We start from the raw sequence: 17,379 nt of genomic DNA, 5'->3' as shown, positions 1-17,379 counted from the left end.
CCTGTTCGCCCCATTCGGCGTCGGGGGCGCCGACGACCGCGACCTCGTGCACGGCCGGGTGGCCGAGCAGGACGTGTTCGATCTCCCGGGGGTAGCTGTTCTCGCCGCCGCGGATGATCATTTCCTTGACGCGGCCTTCGATGCGGAGGTAGCCGCGCTCGTCCATGGTGGCGAGGTCGCCCGTGTGCAGCCAGCCCGCCTGGTCGATGACCTCGGCCGTCTGGTCGGGCCGGCCGTGGTAGCCGGTCATGACGTGGTAGCCGCGGGTGCACACTTCGCCGATTTCGCCTCCCGCAGGTGCGGGAGGCCGGGACGCACCCGGTCGAGCGTCGCCGCCATCGGGTTGCCGCGGTAGTCCGCCACCAGGAAGATCCCGGCCGCCTGCGACTGGCTCAGCACGTGCCGCAGCTCCTCCTCGCGCAGCGCGGGATTGACGGTGACCAGCGTCGTGCCGGCGAGGGCCGCCGCCAACCCGAACAACGACCCGCTGTGCCGGGGCGTGTCCATCCGGGTTTCCCACGACGGCCGGACGATCACCGTCCCCGTGGTCGACAAGTGCCCGAGCTGCGACAGCGCGCACATCGACCTCAGCGCCCCGGCCTTCGCCCAGCTGGCCGATCCCGGCTTGGGCACCATCCCCGTGACTTGGACGTTCGTGCGCTCCTGATGCCCGGACCGACGATGTACCAGCGCGCCTCCCGCACCGGTTCCATGATCACCTTCGCCCGTCAAACGGCGCCGCTGGAAACGACCCGCTCCACGAACCGCTCGGCGATCTCCCGCAGTTTCACGTTCTCCCGCTGCGACTGCTCGACCAGCACCGCGAACGCGTCGTCCGCGCCGATGCGGCGGATTGCCATCAGCATGCCCTTGGCCTGGTCGATGACCGCTCGGGACGTCAGCGCCGCCCGCAGGTGGTCGGCCGTCTCGCGGGCCTCCACGTACCGGTGGTACACGCGGAACACCGCTTCCACCGCCGTCGTGTACAGCTCGAGCAGCTGCGCTTCGATCTCCTCGAAGCCGTCGTCCTGCCGGCCGTAGCAGTTGATCGCGCCCGTGTACTCCTCGTCCGCCACCAGCGGCGCCGCCAGGAAGCTCCCGAAGCCCGCTTCCGTCGCCCCGCTCGCGAACGACGGCCAGCGCTCGATCGCGTCGGTCACCGACGTGCGGACGATCTTGCCGCTGCGGACCGCCTCCAGGCACGGGCCGTCGCCGAGGCGGTACTGGTCGGCGTCGAGCTCGCCCACGGTGGCCGCGGTCGCGGACGCCGTGTGCGGCTCCTCCGCGCGCACCAGCGTGATGGACGCTTCGGCGACCCCCGGGACGGCCTGGCGCACCTGCAGGCACACGTGCCGCAGCAGGATCCGGAAGTCGTCTTCCTGCCGCAGGACGGCGGTGAGGGCCTCCAACGCCCCGGTGACGTCGTCGAGCGGCGACGTAGCCGTCGTGGTGGGCTCCGGCAGTTCCATGTCCGCTCCTCCCGCTGGTGCGCCGAAGCCGTCCGGGTACCCACTTCGCGCCCCGCCATGTGCAGGTTTGACCGCGGCCTCCCTTTGGTATTCAGCGGCCATGGCGACTGAGCAGGCGGCCGGGCTGCCGCTGGACGGTGAGCTGGCGGCGGTCGCCGCGCGCATGTCGGGGCTGCTGCTGTCGCGCGAGACCGTCGACTCGGTGCTCGAACTCGTCGTCGCGCTCGCGGGCAAGACGATCGCCGGAGCGGCCGGCGCCGGGGTGACGCTCGTCGACGACGCAGGCCACCCCGCCACGACCAGCGCGTCGAGCCCGCTGGTGCGCGACGCCGACACCCTGCAGTACCAGCTCGGCGAAGGCCCCTGCATGGCCGCGCTCGCGGAGTGCTCGCCGATGCGGATCGACGACGTCACCACCGAACGGCGCTGGCCGCGGTGGTGCGCCGCGGCGGCCGCCGCCGGACTGCGTTCGGTGCTCACCACGCCGCTCGTCGCCGAGGACAGCTGCCAGGGCGCCATCAAGATCTACGCGACGACCGCCGGCGCGTTCGGCCACGCCGAGGAGCAGACCCTGGCGTCGTTCGCCGCCCGCGCCGCCACGTTGGTCGCCAACGCCCGCGCCTACGAGCGGGCGAGCCGCTTCAGCGAGCAGTTCAAGCACACCCTCCGCGACCGCGACCTGGTCACCATGGCGAAGGGGTTCCTCATGGGCCGCGACGGCCTCGACGAGGACGCCGCGTTCGACCGCCTGCTCTCGCTGGCCCGCGCGGACGGCCTCAGCCCGGCCGAGGCCGCCACCGGGCTGCTCGCGCCGCGGGGAAGGTGAGCCGCCGATGCGCTTCCTGCCCGAGGGCGAACAGCAACGGCTGCTCACCGCCTGCTTCGCCCGCAGCGGCCTGACCCTGGAACAGCTGTGGATGCGGTACTTCGCGCTCGGCGGCAGCCAGAGCCTGCTGGAGCTGGACGCCTACCTCAACGCCCTGACGACGCTGCCCCGCGTCGACCGCGACATGCTCGCCCACGCCGTCAACGAGCGGCTCGACGAGCTGGCCGGGCCGCCCCGCGCGCCCTACAGCCATTCGGTCCGCGACGGGAAGCCGTTGCACGGCCCGCTGAAGGCGCTCGTCGACCTCCTCGAAGGCGCCCACCGGGCACCACCCGAGCGGCTGCCCGCCGTCGTCGCCGCGGCGGGCCGGGCGCTCGACCTGCGGATCGGTGTCTACCTCGCCGACTACGACCAGCGGACGCTCGTGCGCGCGGACTCGGCCGCGGAGCTGGACATCGCCACCACGGTCGCCGGCGACGTCTTCCGCCGCGCGGGGACCGCGGTGACGCGCGACGGCCCCGGCCCCACCCTCTGGACGGTGCTGCTCGACGGCGTCGAACGGCTCGGCGTGCTGGAGATCGTCCCCACCGACGGCGCCGACCCCGACGACCCCGTGCTGCGGGAACAGTGCCACTGGCTGAGCTCGCTGCTCGGGCACCTGGTGACCATCACGACCCAGTACGGCGACGGTCTCGACGTGCGCCGCCGCCGGCGCCACCGCGGGTCCCCCGCCGAACTCCTGTGGCAGAGCCTGCCGCCGCTGACCGGAGCGACCGAGAGCGTGGTCGTCGGCGCGAGCGTCCAGCCGGCGTACGACCTGTGCGGGGTCGCATTCGACTACGCGCTCTCGGAACGGCGGGCGCGGCTGGCGATGTTCGATGCCGGCCCGCGCACCGGCGACCCGAGCTACGCGGTGGTGAACGCGCTGGCGGCCTACCGCGCGGCCCGGCGCGACGGGGCTTCGCTGGAGGAGCAGTACGCGGCGGTCGGCCGCGGTGCGGCCGTCACGGGGGTGCTCGCGGAGCTGGACCTGGTGACCGGCGCGGCGCGCTGGCTCGACGCCGGGCACCCGCCGCCGCTGATCGTCCGCGGCGGCGCCGTGCTGCCGGAAACGGGCGCGGTGGCCACCGGGTTCGAGCGGCCGCCGCGGGCCACGGAGGCGCGGCTGCGCCCCGGCGACGTGCTCGCGCTGTACTCGCGCGGCCTCACCGGGGCGGCCGACCGGGCGGGGACGCCGTTCGGACGGGAGCGGGTGGCTGAGTGCCTGGCGGGCGAGGCGCTGCCGCCGGAGACCGCGCGCTTGCTGACGCAGGCGGTCGTCGCGCACGCCGGCGGTGAGCTGAGGTCCGACGCGGGGGTCCTGGTGGCCCGCTGGGTCCCGCGCTGAACGTGAGCTGTGCGTAGTGAATGACTCATTCCTGTCGCCAGGCGACAGGAATGAGTCATTCACTACACGGGGAACCGGCCCCTCCGGACCGGCGGCGCTCAGCTCGCGGCGTCGCGAACCGCCAACAGTTCGCGCAGCGCATCGGACAACGACGCGAACATCGGGACGACCGCCGCCAGCCCCGTGACGCGGAACAGCCGGGCCAGCGTGCGGCTGTTCGCCACCACCCCGAACCGCCCGCCCTCGGTGCTCGCGAGCTGCGCGGCGGCCGCCAGGGCGCGGGCGCCGGCCAGGCCGAGGAACGCCACCTGCGTGAGGTCGACCACCGTCGTCCCCGGTGGGGACGCCGCCAGCTCACGTTCCAGGATCGGCAGGGTCAGGGCGTCGATCTCGCCGGCGAAGGTCAGCACCAGCAGACCGGGGCGGTACTCCGTCCGGCGCGCCGTGAGCGGCGCGGACCGGGTCGGAACCGGGGACGTGGGGGACACGGGTTCGGCAGGCCTTCCGCGCCGGCGCCCGGGGCCGGCGTCGCGGGTGGGGTGATCAAGGTCGGGGTCTTGATACCCAAACCGCCGAAACGGAAACGCCCTATTCCGCGGTGAACGCCGACCAGAGCCGTTCGGCCGCGTGCCGGGCCGGGGCGCCGGGGCGGATCTCCGGAGCGCCCTCGGGCCCGGGCGCGGGACCGCCGACGTGCTCGACCAGCGCGACGGCCAGCTCGCGGACCTTCACGTTGAACTCCTGGCTGGCCCGGCGCAGCGTCTGCCAGGCCTCGTCCGGGGCGCACCGCCGGACCGCCATGACCACGCCTTTCGCCTGCTCGATGGCGGCGCGTGAAGCCAGCAAGTCCAGCGTCTGGTCGGGGTCGCCCGCAGTGGCGGCCTGGGCGACCACCAGGGTCGTCTCGGTGAGTTTTTCGTAACGCCGCAGGACGCTCAGGACCGCGGCGTCGAGCGGCCGGTCGAACACCGCCGACAGCACGAACGCGCTGGTGTCCTCCCAGAGGCCCGGCAGGGCGGCCGCACCGCGGATCGCGCCGAGTTCCGGCCGGCCCGTGGCCGCGACGGCACCGGAGAGCCCCGGCCAGCGTCCGTCGGCGAAGAGGTCGTCGGTGGTCACCGGCTCGCCGCCGGCGGCCGCGACGGCGACCGGCCCGCCTTGCGCCAGCGAAACGGGCAGCAGGTCGGCGGCGACGCCCGCGGCGGCCAGCACCCGCGGCGGGCGACCGCCCTGGGCCACCGTGAGCCCCGCGCCGAGGCAGCCCGGCAGCTCGCCGGTGATCCGCTCGAGCAGCGCGCCCAGCAGGTCGGTCAGCGGTCTCCACCGGTCCGCCGCGTTCATCAACGTCTCGGTCACCCGAACCTCCGCTCTCACCCGTGTCGCCGTCCCCCTGATTTACCCGAAGACGCGCCGATCCACCTCCGGAGCGCGGACGAACCGGTACCGCCGTCCGGGGCAACGCCGGATCACCCGGTGACGCCGGCCGCGCGACCCGAACGTGCGGTTTATCCCCCGGCCGGAACGGGGTAGCCGATCTTCGCCAACCGAGGAGGCGTCATGACCGACGGGCGGTACCGGTGATGTACAGCGAAGTCGTGGTCGTCGGGCAGATCGCCCGCGACCTGGTGGTCGAGGTCCCGGACGCGCCCGACGCCGGCTCCTCGGCACCGGTGCGGCATCGCAAGGAGATGCTCGGCGGGAAGGGCGCCAACCAGGCCGTGGCGCTGAGCCAGCTCGGCGTGGCCGTGTCGCTGGTCGGCGTGGTCGGCCGGGACCGCACCGGCGACGCCCTGCGCGCGCAGGCCCGCGCCGACCGGATCGGCACGTCGCACGTGGTCCGCCGGCCGGGCACCGAGACGGCGCTGCTGATCGACGTCGTCGACGCCCACGGCCGCCGCCGCTACCTCGAGCACGTCCCGGAGGGGACGCTGCTGACCGAGACCGACGTCTTCGCCGCGTCCGCGCCGATCTCGGCGGCGAGCTCGCTGATCGTCCAGCTGCAGCAGCCGGCCCCGGCCGCGCTGCTGGCGGCGCGGCTCGCGCACACCGCGGGCACGCGGGTCGTCCTGGACGGGGCCCCCGAGGACCGGGCCGACGAGCTGCTCGCCCTGGCCGACGTCGTGCGCGCCGACGGGCACGAGGCCGAGCTGCTCACCGGGCAGCCGGTGGACGACGTCGCGAGCGCGGCCCGCGCGGCGGCCGACCTGCGGGACCGCGGGCCGTCGCTGGTCGTGCTGGAGGTGGCCGGGCAGGGAAACCTGTTCGCGGGCCCGGCGGAGTCGTGGTTCGTGCCGCACGTGGAGACCGAGGTCGTCGACCCGACCGGCGCGGGCGACGCGCTGGTCGCGACGTTCACGGCGGCGCTGACCCGCCGCCGCCCGCTGGAGACGGCGGCGTGCCTGGCGGTGGCGGCGGCCGCGGCGACGACCGAGCACGCGGGTGGCCGGCCGCATCTCTCCCGCCCCGACCTCGACCGGCTGCAACCCCGGCAGCTCGAAACGGTCCACGCCTGACGCCCTCGTCAGTGAGAAACAGTGTTCGAACCCTGTTTCTCACTCACGAGCGCGTTACAGGCCCGGCAGCTTCTGCTCGATCCCGAGCAGCGCCGCGAACGGATCGCCGTGCTTCGCCAGCCGCTTCGGGACGTCCCGGATCGTCCAGCGGTCCGGGGTGAGGCCGTCGTCGTCCAGCTCGTCCCACTCCAGCGGCACCGACACCGGCGCGCCCGGCCGCGGGCGGACGCTGTACGGCGCCACCAGCGTCTTGTTCAGCACGTTCTGCGTGTAGTCGAGCCGGGCGCGGCCCCGGCGCTTGTCCTTCGACCACGCCCAGCTCACCAGGTCCGGCAGGACCCGCCCGATCGTCTTCGACACGGTTTCCGCCCACGCCCGCGTCTGCTCGAACGTGCAGTGCGGCGCGATCGGCACCCACACCTGGATCCCGCGCTGGCCGGTCACCTTCGGCCGCCCGGTCAGGCCGAGGTGGTCGAGGGCCGTGCGGTGCAGCCGCGCCAGGTCCAGGACCTCGGCGAACGACGTCTCCGGGCCCGGGTCGATGTCGAACAGCACCCACGTCGGGTGGTCGACGTCGGCGGCGCGCGACGTCCAGGCGTGCAGCTCCAGGGCGCCGTAGTTCGCGAGCCACGCCAGTGTCGCGACGCTGTCCGCCACGACGTACCGCCGGCTCTCCCCCGCTTCGGCGCGCTCGTTGCGCCACGTCGTCAGCCACTCGGGCGCGTGCTTCGGGACTTCCTTCTGCCAGAAGCCCGTTTCGGTGACGCCCTGCGGGAAGCGGTGCGTGTTGAGCGGCCGGCCCGCCAGGTACGGCAGCATGACCGGGCCGGCGGTGACGTAGTAGCGGATCAGGTCCCGCTTGGTCACCGGCTCACCGGCCCCGGCCGGCGGGAACAGCACCTTGTCCAGGTTCGTCAAGGACAGCTCGCGGCCGGCGATCGACCACTTGCCCTTGGCGCCGAGGTCGTCGAGGGCGGCCAGCTCGTCGTCGGTGGCGGCGGTGAACCCGACGGTCTCCTCCGCCGACGCGGCCGGCCGGTCGCCGTGCCACAGCGCGCCGGGCGCGGCCGCCACCTCGTCGTTCGTGCGGCCGCTCTTCACCGAGCGCGGGTGGTCCTCGGCGTCCCAGCCGGCTTCGGCGTGCTCGTCCTCCTTGTGCAGGAGGAACCACTGGTCCTTCTCGCCACGGTTCGTGCGGACGAGCACGAACCGCCCGGCCAGCTTCTCGCCGTCGAGGTCGAAGTGCAGCGTGCCGTCTTCGATCGCCTTCGCCGGGTTCTCGTCGACCGGCCGCCACTCGCCGCGGTCCCAGACGATGACGTCCCCGCCGCCGTATTCGCCGCGCGGGATCACGCCTTCGAAGTCGGCGTACTCGATCGGGTGATCTTCGACGTGCACGGCCAGCCGGCGGGCCTTCGGGTCCAGCGTCGGGCCCTTCGGCACCGCCCAGCTGACCAGGACGCCGTCGAACTCCAGCCGGAAGTCGTAGTGCAGGCGGCGGGCGCGGTGCCGCTGCACGACGAACCGGTGCCCGGCCGGGCCGCCCGCGGCCCCACCGGCCGGCTCGGCGGTCCGGCCGAAGTCACGCATCTCCTGGTAACGCCGCAGTTTGCGGGCGGAGCCGGCTGCCATGCCGGAGGGGTACCCACTCAGTCCGGCGACGACCAGGGCGGATTCTTCTTCGCCAGCTCCTGGTACTCCTCGACCTCCTGCGGCGTCGGGTCGAGCCCGGCCTCCTCCGCGAACTCCTCCGGGTCCTGGGGCTCTTCGGACGGCACCGCCGTCACCGCCCCAGCGCGCCGCGGATGAGGTCGCGCGCCCGGTCCATGATCGCCGCGGGCGGGCCGAGCACCAGGTTCGCCGTCGCGCTCTCGACGCCGGGGTGCGGCCGGGACGGTCCGACGGCTTCGGCCAGCTTGGCGGTCGCGGCCATGGCGCGCAGCCGCTCCGGCGGCCGGTGGGCGCGCAGCAGCGGGAACTCCTCGCGCTCCTCGTGGCCGGCGTGCGCGAGCACGTCGTCGCGCAGCTGGACGAGCAGCGTGTCGAACCCGTCGGCCGCGGGCCCCATCTTCTGCAGGGTCGTCAGCAGTTCCTTGGCGCGGTGCTCCTCGCCGAGCCGCGCGTCGACGACCGCTCCGGCCGCGGGCTCGAGGTCCCGGATCTCCGGGTGCACCACCAGTTCTTCCGCCGTCTCGTGCACGGCCAGCAGCCGCACGAGGTCGGCGAACACCTCCGGCCGCCGGTCGTCCTCGGCGCTTTCCAGCGCGGCGAACAGTTCCCGGATCTCGCGGTGCTGCCGCTGCAGCAGTTCGATGACGTCCTCGTCGTGGTCGGGCACGGAAAGCCTCCTCGTCGATCGGTGTGGGAGGGGCTTTCCCGGTGGCGCGCCGGTTACTCGTGCCGGTTGCCCACCGTGAGCCACAGCACGCCGGCGGCGGTCAGCGCGATCCCGGCGACCGTCCACCACGACCACCACGTGAAGAACGCGACGACCAGCCCGACGGCGAGCAGCACGCCCCCGCCGACGGCGGCGGTGTCGTCGTGGCCCGCGCGCGAAAACCCGCCGGCGACGGCCATCAGCCCATCCTCCCGTCGACGGCGGCCACGACCAGCGCCGCGCACCGCGCCACCGTCAGGCCTCTCTCCTGGGCCATCGCCTTCAAGGCGGTCTGCGCGGCGGGACGGCTCATGCCTTGCGCGGCAAGGACTTCCAGCGCCAAGCCGACGACGTCGGTGGCGGGCGGGGCGGCGGTTCGGACGGGCATCGGACGACCTCCGGATCGGACGGCAGGCAGCGAACGCGACCGGGTACCCCACCGTTCGCGGTTTCACACCACCGAATCAACCCGGCCGGCGACGTCCGGTCACCTCCTGGCGAGCCACACCGCGGCGTCCGGCGGCACCTTGCCCTCGTCCAGGGGCACGCCGGACAGCAGAACCCGGTCGCCGCCCGGTAATGCGACCGGTTCCGCCGACAGGTTGACCACGCACCCGAAGCCCGGTTCCCGCGTGAAGGACAGCACGCCGGGAGAAGAGGGCGTCCACGTCAGCGTCCCGTCCCCCAGCGCCGGGTTCGCCCGGCGCTCGGCCAGCGCAGCCCGGTAGAGGCTGAGCATCGACGCGGGATCGCTCGCCTGCGCCTCGGCCGTCGCCGTCCGCCAGTGCTCCGGCTGCGGCAGCCACGTCCGCACCCCGTCGGGCGCGAAGCCGAACGGCGGCTCGGAGCCCGCCCACGGCAGCGGGACCCGGCAGCCGTCGCGTCCGCGACGCGTGTGGCCCGAACGTTCCCACGTCGGGTCGGCGAGCACTTCCTCCGGCAGGTCCTCGACCTCCTCGAGGCCCAGTTCCTCACCTTGGTACAGGTAGGCGCCGCCGGGCAGGGCGAGCATCAGCAGCAGCGCCGCCCGGGCCCGCTGCCGGCCGCGCGCGAGGTCGCCGCCGGGGGCGAACCGCGTCACGTGCCGGACGACGTCGTGGTTGGACAGCACCCAGGTCGCGGGTGCGCCGACCGCGTGCAGTGCTTCGAGGGTCCGGTCGACGACCTCGCGCAGAGCGGCCGCGTCCCAGTCGCAGCGCAGGTAGTCGAAGTTGAACGCGGTGTGCAGCTCGTCCGGGCGCACGTACCGGGCGAGGCGGTCGGGCCGGTCGACCCACGCCTCCGCGACGAACACGCGGTCCGGGCCGAACTCGCCGGCGATCTTCCGCCAGGCGCGGTAGATGTCGTGGACGCCGTCGAGGTCCCAGTGCGGGTGCGCGGCGCGGTCCGGCGGCTGCGCGATCTCCTCGTCGTCCGCGCCGAGGTCGGGGAAGGCGGGGTCCTTGAGCAGGCCGTGGGCGACGTCGATGCGGACGCCGTCGACACCGCGGGAGAACCAGAACCGCAGCAGCTCCTCGAAGTCGGCCCGGACTTCCGGGTTGTCCCAGTTGAGGTCGGGCTGCTCCGGGGCGAACAGGTGCAGGTACCACTCGCCGTCGGCCGCCCGCGTCCAGGCCGGGCCGCCGAAGACGCTGCGCCAGTCGGTGGGCGGGAGCTCGCCGCCGGCGCCGCGGCCGGGCCGGAAGTGGTAGCGGGCGCGTTCGGGCCCCCCGTCCAGGGCCGCCCGGAACCAGGGGTGGCGGTCGGAGGTGTGGTTCGGGACGACGTCGATCAGCAGCCGCAAGCCCGCCCGGTGCGCCTCGGCGACCAGGTCGAGCACGTCGGAGTCGGTGCCGAAGAGCGGATCGGGGGTCCGGTGGTCCTCGACGTCGTAGCCGCCGTCGACCATCGGCGACCGGTACCAGGGTGTGGTCCACACGGCGTCGACGCCGAGGCCGGCGAGGAAGCCCAGGCGCGAGCGCAGGCCCGCGAGATCCCCGGTGCCATCCGCGTCCGCGTCGGCGAAGCTGCGTACGTAGACCTCGTAGACGACGGCGTCGCGCCACCAGTTCGCGGAGTCCATGACACCCGAGTATCTACGCTGGGGGCGTGGCTGAGGTGTGGGAGTGGGATCCGTCCCTCTATTCGGGCAGTGCCGGGTACTACGCGCGGGGTCGCGCCGCGTATCCCCCGGAGCTCGCCGAGGCGTTCGTGGCGGAGCTGGGCCTGGACGGATCGGGGCGCCTGCTCGACGTCGGCTGCGGGCCGGGGTCGTTGACGTTGCTGCTGGCGGGGTCGTTCGAGGAGGCGGTCGGGCTCGACGCCGACGAAGGCATGCTCGCGGAGGCGCGGCGGCTGTCCGAGAGCTGCCGGTGGGTGCACCGGCGCGCGGAGGAGCTGCCGGCCGGGCTGGGCCGGTTCCGGCTGGTGACGTTCGCCCAGTCGTTCCACTGGTTCGACCGGCCGAGGGTCGCCGCGGCGGTGCGCGGGATGCTGGCCCCGGGCGGGGTCTGCGCCCACGTCCACGCGGCGACGCACGAGGGTGTCGGATCGGTGCCGCGGGTGGAGATCGCCGAGCTGGTGCGGGAGTACCTCGGGGCGGTGCGGCGGGCCGGGCAGGGGACGTTGCCGCGGGGGACGCCGGGCGGCGAGCCGGAGATCTACCGCGGCGCGGGGTTCCGCGGGCCGCGGCGGTTCACGGTCCCGGGGCGGGTCGTGACGCGGACGGTGGACGAGGTGGTGGCAGGCGTGTTTTCGCTGTCCAGCTCGGCACCGCACTTGTTCGGCGACCGCCGCGCGGAGTTCGAGGCCGGGCTGCGCGAGCTGCTGGAGCGCGCGAGCCCGGCCGGGGTGTTCACCGAGCGGCTGCGGGAGATCGCGGTCGACCTCTGGGAGCCGTGACGGCCGGGGCGGCTTGCTCGGCCGGAGCCGTCGCCGCGCAGCCGTCCCCCTTAACGGCTCACCAGGGGTTGTTGTCGAAATCGTCGTCGGCCTCCGCCGCCCGGGCCCGGCGGCCCCGTCGCGGGGCCTCGTCCCGCGCCGACGGCGGCGGTGCGGCCGACGGCGCGAACGGCGACCCTCCGCCGGGCTCGCCACCGAACGCGTCCGTGTCGAACGCCGACGGTGCTTCCGTGCCGCGGTCCGTGCTCCAGCCCGACTTCGTCTTGCGCTGCGCCATCTCGCGCACGTGCTGGACGTACCGCTCGGCCGCCTGGACCTGCTTCGTCATGTACTCCTGCGAGCGGGCCTTGATCTCCTCGCCCCGCTGCTCGCGCAGCGCGCGCCGCTCGGACTGTTCGCGCACCAGGCCGGCCAGCTCGGCCTTCAGCGCGGCGATGTCGGTCATGGGTCCTCCTACCAGGTCCGGCGCGCGGTCGGCGGGTCTTCGTCGTCGTTCAGGGAGCCGATGATCCGGCGGCCGGGCTCGCCGAGGTTGTCGAACACCGCGCCCTCGATCCGGTACGCGGGCGACCGCCGCTCGGTGTCGCCCCCGCCGCCGCCGTGGGCGCCGCCCATCGCGCCCATGCCCGGCATCCCGGACATCGACTGGCCGCCGGTCCCGGCCGACGCCCCCGCCGGCGCGAACGCGGCCGCGGGCTGCGCCTGCCCGACGCCGACGCCCGCGCCGGTGTGCGCGCCGCCGGACACCGGTGTCTCGCCGAGCCCGGCGTGCGAGTCGAAGCCGGCCGAGGACAACCCGGCTCCGCCGTGCGAGCCGCCGCCGATCCCGGCCCCGACGCCACCGCCGCCGTGGTGGCCGCCGGAGCCGCCGCCGTCGTGCCCACCCGGGCCATCGCCGGCGTGGTGCGCGCCCGAGCCTCCGTCGGACGGCGACCCGAGGTCCTCGAGCGTGCCGCGGTGGGTGGGCAGGTCGTCGTCGAGCTTCTTGCCGGGGGTGTCACCGAGGACGTCCGACGGCTTGTCGTCCTCGCCGAGCGTGTAGGTCGTCGGGGTGCCGCTGCCGTCGTCGACGGTGACGACGGTCGGCCCGTCCGGACCGTCCGGCCGCTCGGCGGTGATCTTGAGGTCGCCGTCCTCGATGTGGATCTTGCCGTCGGGGCCGGGGCAGTAGGTGTCGTCCGTCCCTTGTGGACTCTGCCCGTCGGCGTCCTTGGACCAGTCGAGCTTGAAGTCCTTGACGGCGTCGGTCCCCGCGCCGACCTTGATGTCCATCTTCCCGTCGTGGTCGGGTTCGGTCATCTCGAAGGTCTTGTCGCCCTGCTTGACCTTCAGGGTGTCGGGGGTGTCGTCGCCGTCCTTGCCGTCTTCGCCGAGCAGGCTGTCCGGCTTGCCGTCGCCATCGGTGTCCAGGCCGTCGGGCTTGCCGTCGCCGTCCTTGTCGACGCCCAGGGGGTTGTCCGGCTTGCCGTCGCCGTCCTTGTCGGCGCCGGGTTCGTCGCCGGAGCCCGTGTCGCCGAGGCCGGCCCCCTCGCCGGAGTCCGTCTTGATCCCTTCGCCGCTGAACTCCTTCAGCGCGTCGGCCGCCTTCTGCTTCGCCTCTTCCGCGGCCTGCTCGGCCGCCGCCTTGCCGTCGTCGCCGGAGCCCGAACCGGAGCCACCGCCCGAGCCGGAACCGCCGCCCGAACCCGAGCCGCCGCCCAACCCTTCGCCGCCGAGGCCGCTGCCCCCGGTACCGGAACCGGCGCCGTCACCGGACTCGGTCTGGATCCCCGGCCCGCTGAACTCCTTGAGCGCGTCGGCGGCCTTCTTCTTGGCCTCTTCGGCGGCCGCGGCCGCGGCGTCCTGACCACTGGACGACGGCGGCGGCACCGACGACGGCGAGGTGTCATCGGAACCGGAGCCGGAACCACCGCCCGAACCGGAACCGCCGCCGAGGCCTTCGCCACCACCGAGACCGGAGCCACCGCCGAGGCCGGCGCCCCCGCTCCCGCCGCCGTCGAACGAGCCCAACGCTTCCGAAGCCTGCTTCTTGGCCGCCTCCGCGGCCTCCGCGGCTTGCTTCTTCGCCGCTTCCGCGGCGGCCTGCTGGTCATCGCCCGACGAACCGGAACCGCCACCGGTAGAGCCGCCGCCACCGGTCGAACCGGAGCCGCCGCCAGGCGAGCCGGCGTCCGACGGGGTGTCGGTGTCCGGGATCGGCGGCACCGAGCCGCCGCCACCGGAACCCGAGCCACCGCCGGAACCCGCGCCGGAACCGCCACCCGAGCCTCCACCGGGAATGCCAGAGCCCGAACCGGAGCCGCCGGAGCCGGAGCCCCCGCCCGGGATGCCCGCGCCCGAACCGCCGCCGGTCCCGGAACCGCCGCCGGTCCCCGAACCGCCGCCGGTGCCGTAGCCGCCACCGTTCCCGGAACCGCCGCCCGCCCCGGAACCGCCGCCGGTGCCACCGGTACCCGGACCGCCGGCCCCGCCGGTGCCGGACCCGCCGGGCAGCGACACGCCCTCGAACTCGTTCTTCACCGCGCCCATGACCTTGTCGAGCGCGTCATACGCCTGGTCGACGAGGTCCTTCGTGTCCTTGCAGGTCTTCTCGAAGCCCTTGTACAGCCGGTCCCACATGTCGGGGTTGAACTGGTTCTGGATCCACTGCTTGGCCAGGTCCTGGCCGTGCTTCTTGATCTCGTCGCCGTCGCAGCAGCCCTGGTCGTTGAGGGTCTTGACCAGGTTGGTGCCGAAGTTGAGGTCCATCCAGCCCGCGATCTGGGCCAGGTCCTGCTCGTTGCCGTGCTCGCCGCTGGCGACCGCGACGACCTTCTGCGCCATCGTGTAGTCGGCTTTGCCGACCAGGTCGGTGTACATGCCGATGACGGCGTCGGCTTTGCCCTTGCACAGCTGGAACACGGTGGTCGCGGTGGTCTGCGTCGCTTCGCTGACGTTGCCGAGCGTCTGGGCGAGCTTGGCCGCCTTCGGCTGGATCTTGTCGTTGTAGGTGTCGGAGGCGGCGTCCGCGCCCGCGCCGCTCCACGTCTGGTACAGCGTGCCCAGCTGCGAGCCGGTGTCCTCGACCGTCCGGTCCACCGTCTCCGAGCCGGTTTTGAAGTGCGCGGCGTCCTGGACGAAGTGCTCGAAGCTGATCCCGCGCTGCTCGTCGAACGGCGCGCGGATGTCCTTGTCGAGGTCGAGCGCGCGCGTGTTGCCGCGGCAGTCGGCCGGGATCTTGGCCAGCAGCGACCCGAAGGTCTCGAACAGCTTCAGCGCGGGCGCGGCGGCGTCGAAGATCTCGTCGGACGTCTTCGTGCCGGTGGTGGTGCCGCCGTCGGCGGCCGCGGGCGGCTGGGTGCCGTCGAGCTTCGACTTGCCCTCGTCGACGGCCTTCTTTTCCTGGTCTTCGTTGTAGGAGTTCTGGTCACCGCTCGACTTGGCCTTGTCGAAGGCTTCGTCGACCGACTGCCCGGCGAAGAGCGGGTTGGCGTTGTACGCGTTCGCGTACTTCTCGGCTTCCTGCCGCTTCTGCTTGATGTCGTCCGGTTCCTGGTCGGCCAGGAACGGCGGGGGCGGCGGGTTCTCCCGCAGCCAGCTGCTGATCAGCGCGCTCTTCTGCTGGGCCGGGACGCTCGGGTCGTCCAGCAGCGCCTTGACGTCGGACCACTTCTTCTTGTTTTCGTCGGCCATCAGAGCGAGCCCCCGGCGTCCGTGATCGCGCCGGCCTGGTTGTCCTCGTTGGCGCTGTAGCTCGACCCGGCGGTGCCGAGGTTGGTGCCGAAGGAGCCGAGCGTGCTGCTGTAGCCGGAGACCGCGGCCCACAGCGCCTGCGCGCCGGCGGTGTACTTCGCCGCGTGGGCGTTGTGCGCCCGGCCGAACCCCTCCGCGGTCACCTGTGGGGTCTGCAGGTCCGGGTTGTCGTCCAGCAGGTGTTCCGCCAGGTCCCCGATGGTCTTGGACGCCGTCGACAACGCTTCCGTCGTCGCGGTGTACCCCCCGCCGCTCATTTCCGAGCCTCTCCTGTAGATCCGCCAGTTCCCAGGGCTTCCGCGAGCACGGCGGCCACCGAACCCACGTCGGTGAACCGATCGAGCTGGTCCAGGTCGATCGTCACGCCGTAGTAGACCTCCAGCGCCGCGAGGAGCTTGATCCGGCCCTTCGAGTCGATGCCCAGCTCCTCCAGCGGCGCGTCGGGCTCGACGAGGGCCGGGTCGAGCCGGAAGGTCTCGCTGACGACCTTCGTGACCTCGGCGCGGTGATCACCCACGGCCGCCACCATAACGTGCCTTGGCCGCCGACCGGGCGACCTTGCCACTCGATGTGCGCGGAAGTCCGCCGGAAGGGACCAGATGTACCGCACGGAGCGTGAGATCGTGCTCGCGCGACACCGCGCGCAGTACTGCCCGGGTCACCTCTTTGAGGTCGGCGTCAGCGTCGCGGGCCCACTCCGCCACCACCACCGCGCCTTCGCCGTGCTCGTCGGCGACGCCGAACGCGGCGACGCGGTCGCGGCGGACCGCCGGGTGGGCCTCGCCCGCCGCCGCCTCGATGTCCTGCGGGTGGAAGTTGCGGCCGTCGACGACGATGAGGTCCTTGAGCCGGCCGGTGACGTAGAGGTCGCCGCGGTGCACCACGCCGAGGTCGCCGGTACGCAGCCAGCCGCCGGCGCCGTCCAGCGTCGCGTCGAACGCGGCGGCGTCGCCGCGGCCCCAGTAGCCGGTGGCCACGTTGGGGCCGCGGAGCCAGATCTCGCCCACCAGGCCGTCGGGCTGCTCCTGTCCTTCGTGGACGATCCGCACGTCCTGCCCGACCGGCCGGCCGACGGACACCAGTTGCTGGCCATCGACGGTTTCGACAGCGCGGCCTTGGGCGAGCGTCTCGCGGTCGAACAGCGCGCTGGTCGGCCCTTCCGGCCCCGCGCTGGCGACGTACACGGTCGCTTCAGCGAGCCCGTACGACGGCCGGTACGCCTCGCGCCGGAAGCCGTACGGGCCGAAGACCTCGAGAAAACGCTCGACCGTGCGCGGGCGGACGGGCTCGGCGCCGTTGAGCGCGACCCGCACGTCCGACAGGTCGAGGCCGTCTTCGGCGCCGGCCTCGGCGGCGAGGTCGTAGGCGAAGTTCGGGGCGGCGGTGAACACGGCCGGGTAGTCCGCGAGCTGCCGCAGCCACCGCCGCGGCCGGTGCACGAACTCCGCCGGCGCCATGAACACCGCGCGCCCGCCGGCGAAGACCGGCAGGCACAGCAGCTGGATCAGGCCCATGTCGTGGAAGAACGGGATCCAGCCCGCGCAGGTCGTGCCCTCGTCGACGGCGTAGGCCCGGCTGCCCTGCCAGCAGGCCGCGACGATCGCCCGGTGCGGGATCACCGCGCCGGCCGGCTCCCGCGTCGACCCGGAGGTGTACTGCAGGTAGGCGGGGCTTTCCGGCGCGACCGGCACCGGGTCGGTGCCCGGCCCGCTCAGCTCGTCGACGACCAGCAGGTCGCCGGGGTCGCCGAACTCGCGGACCCGCGCCGCCGCGGCCGACGACGTCAGCCACACCCGTGCGCCGGAGTCGGCCAGCACCCCGCCGAGCCGCTCGGCCTGCGCGCGGTTGCCCGGCGGCATCAGCGGGACGGCGATCAGGCCGGCGGCGAGCGCGCCGAAGAACGCGAGCGGGTAGGCCAGTTCCTGCCCGGCGAGGACGGCGACCCGCTCCCCCGGCTCGGCGACCCGGCGCAGCTCGCCCGCGACGACGCGGACCCGCGCGGCGAACTCGGCCCACGTCACCGTGTGCTCAGCGGCGTGGGAGTGGTCCTGGTGGGTGAACAGCGGGCGCTCGTCGTCCGCGCGGGCGAACAACCGCTCCACGATCGAGACGCGCAGCACCGCCTCGGGCACGGTCGCGGGACGGGGCACGCAGCGAACCTACTGGACGTCCCGGAGGTCGCCGAGCCCGGCCAC

General features: G+C 73.8%; 21 protein-coding genes. 5 read left to right on the top strand and 16 right to left on the bottom strand.

All coding sequences use genetic code 11. The features are described from left to right. Both ACERZO_RS47285 and ACERZO_RS47280 read right to left on the bottom strand, forming a co-directional pair. The coding region (locus tag ACERZO_RS47285; protein ID WP_444843248.1) for an AMP-binding enzyme at positions 1 to 250 on the bottom strand (250 nt) is incomplete at its 3' end. Continuing rightward, a complete protein-coding gene (locus ACERZO_RS47280) occupies positions 247 to 399 on the bottom strand; it encodes a hypothetical protein (RefSeq protein WP_372672548.1) in 153 nt (50 codons plus the stop codon). The genes ACERZO_RS47280 and ACERZO_RS47285, both read right to left, overlap by 4 nt. Positions 400 to 436: 37 nt before the next feature. Between ACERZO_RS47280 and ACERZO_RS47275 the strand changes: the two genes are divergently transcribed. Then, positions 437 to 667, top strand: coding sequence for an RlpA-like double-psi beta-barrel domain-containing protein (locus ACERZO_RS47275; protein WP_372672547.1), 231 nt, complete (start codon positions 437 to 439; stop codon positions 665 to 667). Between the two features lie 61 nt (positions 668 to 728). Here ACERZO_RS47275 and ACERZO_RS47270 read toward each other — a convergent pair whose 3' ends face one another. Then, the gene (locus ACERZO_RS47270; RefSeq protein WP_372672546.1) at positions 729 to 1,469 is read right to left on the bottom strand and encodes an ANTAR domain-containing protein; all 741 of its coding nucleotides are present in this window, start codon (positions 1,467 to 1,469) and stop codon (positions 729 to 731) included. A 100-nt stretch (positions 1,470 to 1,569) separates the two neighbouring features. On the opposite strand from ACERZO_RS47270, the gene ACERZO_RS47265 reads away from it, so the two are divergent. Both ACERZO_RS47265 and ACERZO_RS47260 read left to right on the top strand, forming a co-directional pair. Beyond that, positions 1,570 to 2,295, top strand: a complete 726-nt coding sequence (locus tag ACERZO_RS47265) for a GAF domain-containing protein (RefSeq protein ID WP_372672545.1) — start codon at positions 1,570 to 1,572, stop codon at positions 2,293 to 2,295. Positions 2,296 to 2,302: 7 nt separating this feature from the next. Continuing rightward, positions 2,303 to 3,682, top strand: coding sequence for a PP2C family protein-serine/threonine phosphatase (locus ACERZO_RS47260; protein ID WP_372672544.1), 1,380 nt, complete (start codon positions 2,303 to 2,305; stop codon positions 3,680 to 3,682). 98 nt (positions 3,683 to 3,780) lie between these two features. On the opposite strand, the gene ACERZO_RS47255 is transcribed toward ACERZO_RS47260, so the two are convergent. Further along, entirely contained in the window at positions 3,781 to 4,170 is a 390-nt protein-coding gene (locus ACERZO_RS47255) for an STAS domain-containing protein (protein WP_372672543.1), read from the bottom strand. A gap of 100 nt (positions 4,171 to 4,270) precedes the next feature. Next, positions 4,271 to 5,038 (bottom strand): ANTAR domain-containing protein, encoded by a 768-nt coding sequence (locus tag ACERZO_RS47250; RefSeq protein ID WP_372672542.1) that lies wholly within the window; start codon positions 5,036 to 5,038, stop codon positions 4,271 to 4,273. 224 nt (positions 5,039 to 5,262) lie between these two features. Between ACERZO_RS47250 and ACERZO_RS47245 the strand changes: the two genes are divergently transcribed. Beyond that, positions 5,263 to 6,195: a PfkB family carbohydrate kinase gene (locus tag ACERZO_RS47245; protein ID WP_372672541.1), complete on the top strand. Its 933-nt coding sequence runs from the start codon at positions 5,263 to 5,265 to the stop codon at positions 6,193 to 6,195. Positions 6,196 to 6,249: 54 nt separating this feature from the next. Here ACERZO_RS47245 and ligD read toward each other — a convergent pair whose 3' ends face one another. From ligD to ACERZO_RS47215, 6 genes are all read right to left on the bottom strand, one after another. Then, complete coding sequence (gene ligD / locus ACERZO_RS47240) at positions 6,250 to 7,827, bottom strand: non-homologous end-joining DNA ligase (protein ID WP_372672540.1); 1,578 nt, start codon at positions 7,825 to 7,827, stop codon at positions 6,250 to 6,252. A gap of 17 nt (positions 7,828 to 7,844) precedes the next feature. After that, complete coding sequence (locus ACERZO_RS47235; protein ID WP_372672539.1) at positions 7,845 to 7,973, bottom strand: hypothetical protein; 129 nt, start codon at positions 7,971 to 7,973, stop codon at positions 7,845 to 7,847. A 5-nt stretch (positions 7,974 to 7,978) separates the two neighbouring features. After that, positions 7,979 to 8,533: a hemerythrin domain-containing protein gene (locus ACERZO_RS47230; protein WP_372672538.1), complete on the bottom strand. Its 555-nt coding sequence runs from the start codon at positions 8,531 to 8,533 to the stop codon at positions 7,979 to 7,981. A 53-nt stretch (positions 8,534 to 8,586) separates the two neighbouring features. Beyond that, complete coding sequence (locus tag ACERZO_RS47225) at positions 8,587 to 8,772, bottom strand: hypothetical protein (protein WP_372672537.1); 186 nt, start codon at positions 8,770 to 8,772, stop codon at positions 8,587 to 8,589. Then, positions 8,772 to 8,960 (bottom strand): hypothetical protein, encoded by a 189-nt coding sequence (locus ACERZO_RS47220; RefSeq protein WP_372672536.1) that lies wholly within the window; start codon positions 8,958 to 8,960, stop codon positions 8,772 to 8,774. Before ACERZO_RS47220 ends, ACERZO_RS47225 begins: the two co-directional genes overlap by 1 nt. A 99-nt stretch (positions 8,961 to 9,059) precedes the next feature. Then, positions 9,060 to 10,634, bottom strand: a complete 1,575-nt coding sequence (locus ACERZO_RS47215; protein ID WP_372672535.1) for a glycoside hydrolase family 13 protein — start codon at positions 10,632 to 10,634, stop codon at positions 9,060 to 9,062. Between the two features lie 26 nt (positions 10,635 to 10,660). On the opposite strand from ACERZO_RS47215, the gene ACERZO_RS47210 reads away from it, so the two are divergent. Further along, positions 10,661 to 11,452, top strand: a complete 792-nt coding sequence (locus ACERZO_RS47210; protein WP_372672534.1) for a class I SAM-dependent methyltransferase — start codon at positions 10,661 to 10,663, stop codon at positions 11,450 to 11,452. A 58-nt stretch (positions 11,453 to 11,510) separates the two neighbouring features. On the opposite strand, the gene ACERZO_RS47205 is transcribed toward ACERZO_RS47210, so the two are convergent. Genes ACERZO_RS47205 through ACERZO_RS47185 form a run of 5 tightly spaced genes read right to left on the bottom strand, consistent with a single transcriptional unit; the run spans position 11,511 to position 17,334 of the window. Next, positions 11,511 to 11,897, bottom strand: coding sequence for a hypothetical protein (locus ACERZO_RS47205; RefSeq protein ID WP_372672533.1), 387 nt, complete (start codon positions 11,895 to 11,897; stop codon positions 11,511 to 11,513). 8 nt (positions 11,898 to 11,905) lie between these two features. Next, positions 11,906 to 15,124 (bottom strand): WXG100 family type VII secretion target, encoded by a 3,219-nt coding sequence (locus ACERZO_RS47200; protein WP_372672532.1) that lies wholly within the window; start codon positions 15,122 to 15,124, stop codon positions 11,906 to 11,908. After that, positions 15,124 to 15,441, bottom strand: coding sequence for a hypothetical protein (locus tag ACERZO_RS47195; protein WP_372672531.1), 318 nt, complete (start codon positions 15,439 to 15,441; stop codon positions 15,124 to 15,126). Before ACERZO_RS47195 ends, ACERZO_RS47200 begins: the two co-directional genes overlap by 1 nt. After that, complete coding sequence (locus ACERZO_RS47190) at positions 15,438 to 15,701, bottom strand: acyl carrier protein (protein WP_372672530.1); 264 nt, start codon at positions 15,699 to 15,701, stop codon at positions 15,438 to 15,440. Before ACERZO_RS47190 ends, ACERZO_RS47195 begins: the two co-directional genes overlap by 4 nt. Beyond that, positions 15,694 to 17,334, bottom strand: a complete 1,641-nt coding sequence (locus ACERZO_RS47185) for a fatty acyl-AMP ligase (protein ID WP_372672529.1) — start codon at positions 17,332 to 17,334, stop codon at positions 15,694 to 15,696. The genes ACERZO_RS47190 and ACERZO_RS47185 overlap by 8 nt, the downstream gene beginning before the upstream one ends. Between the last annotated feature and the right edge of the window lie 45 nt (positions 17,335 to 17,379).

This window comes from Amycolatopsis kentuckyensis (genome assembly GCF_041679295.1).
Taxonomy (GTDB): Bacteria; Actinomycetota; Actinomycetes; order Mycobacteriales; family Pseudonocardiaceae; genus Amycolatopsis; species Amycolatopsis kentuckyensis_A.
Note: the sequence above shows the minus strand (reverse complement) of the source record. Positions and strands in the feature narration are given on the sequence as shown.

Excerpts from the sequence above, each read along its gene's own strand:
- ACERZO_RS47270 (WP_372672546.1), bottom strand. The coding sequence starts at position 1,469 with ATGGAACTGCCGGAGCCCACCACGACGGCTACGTCGCCGCTCGACGAC.
- ACERZO_RS47265 (WP_372672545.1), top strand. The coding sequence starts at position 1,570 with ATGGCGACTGAGCAGGCGGCCGGGCTGCCGCTGGACGGTGAGCTGGCG.
- ACERZO_RS47260 (WP_372672544.1), top strand. The coding sequence starts at position 2,303 with ATGCGCTTCCTGCCCGAGGGCGAACAGCAACGGCTGCTCACCGCCTGC.
- ACERZO_RS47245 (WP_372672541.1), top strand. The coding sequence starts at position 5,263 with ATGTACAGCGAAGTCGTGGTCGTCGGGCAGATCGCCCGCGACCTGGTG.
- ligD (WP_372672540.1), bottom strand. The coding sequence starts at position 7,827 with ATGGCAGCCGGCTCCGCCCGCAAACTGCGGCGTTACCAGGAGATGCGT.
- ACERZO_RS47225 (WP_372672537.1), bottom strand. The coding sequence starts at position 8,772 with ATGGCCGTCGCCGGCGGGTTTTCGCGCGCGGGCCACGACGACACCGCC.
- ACERZO_RS47220 (WP_372672536.1), bottom strand. The coding sequence starts at position 8,960 with ATGCCCGTCCGAACCGCCGCCCCGCCCGCCACCGACGTCGTCGGCTTG.
- ACERZO_RS47215 (WP_372672535.1), bottom strand. The coding sequence starts at position 10,634 with ATGGACTCCGCGAACTGGTGGCGCGACGCCGTCGTCTACGAGGTCTAC.
- ACERZO_RS47205 (WP_372672533.1), bottom strand. The coding sequence starts at position 11,897 with ATGACCGACATCGCCGCGCTGAAGGCCGAGCTGGCCGGCCTGGTGCGC.
- ACERZO_RS47200 (WP_372672532.1), bottom strand. The coding sequence starts at position 15,124 with ATGGCCGACGAAAACAAGAAGAAGTGGTCCGACGTCAAGGCGCTGCTG.
- ACERZO_RS47195 (WP_372672531.1), bottom strand. The coding sequence starts at position 15,441 with ATGAGCGGCGGGGGGTACACCGCGACGACGGAAGCGTTGTCGACGGCG.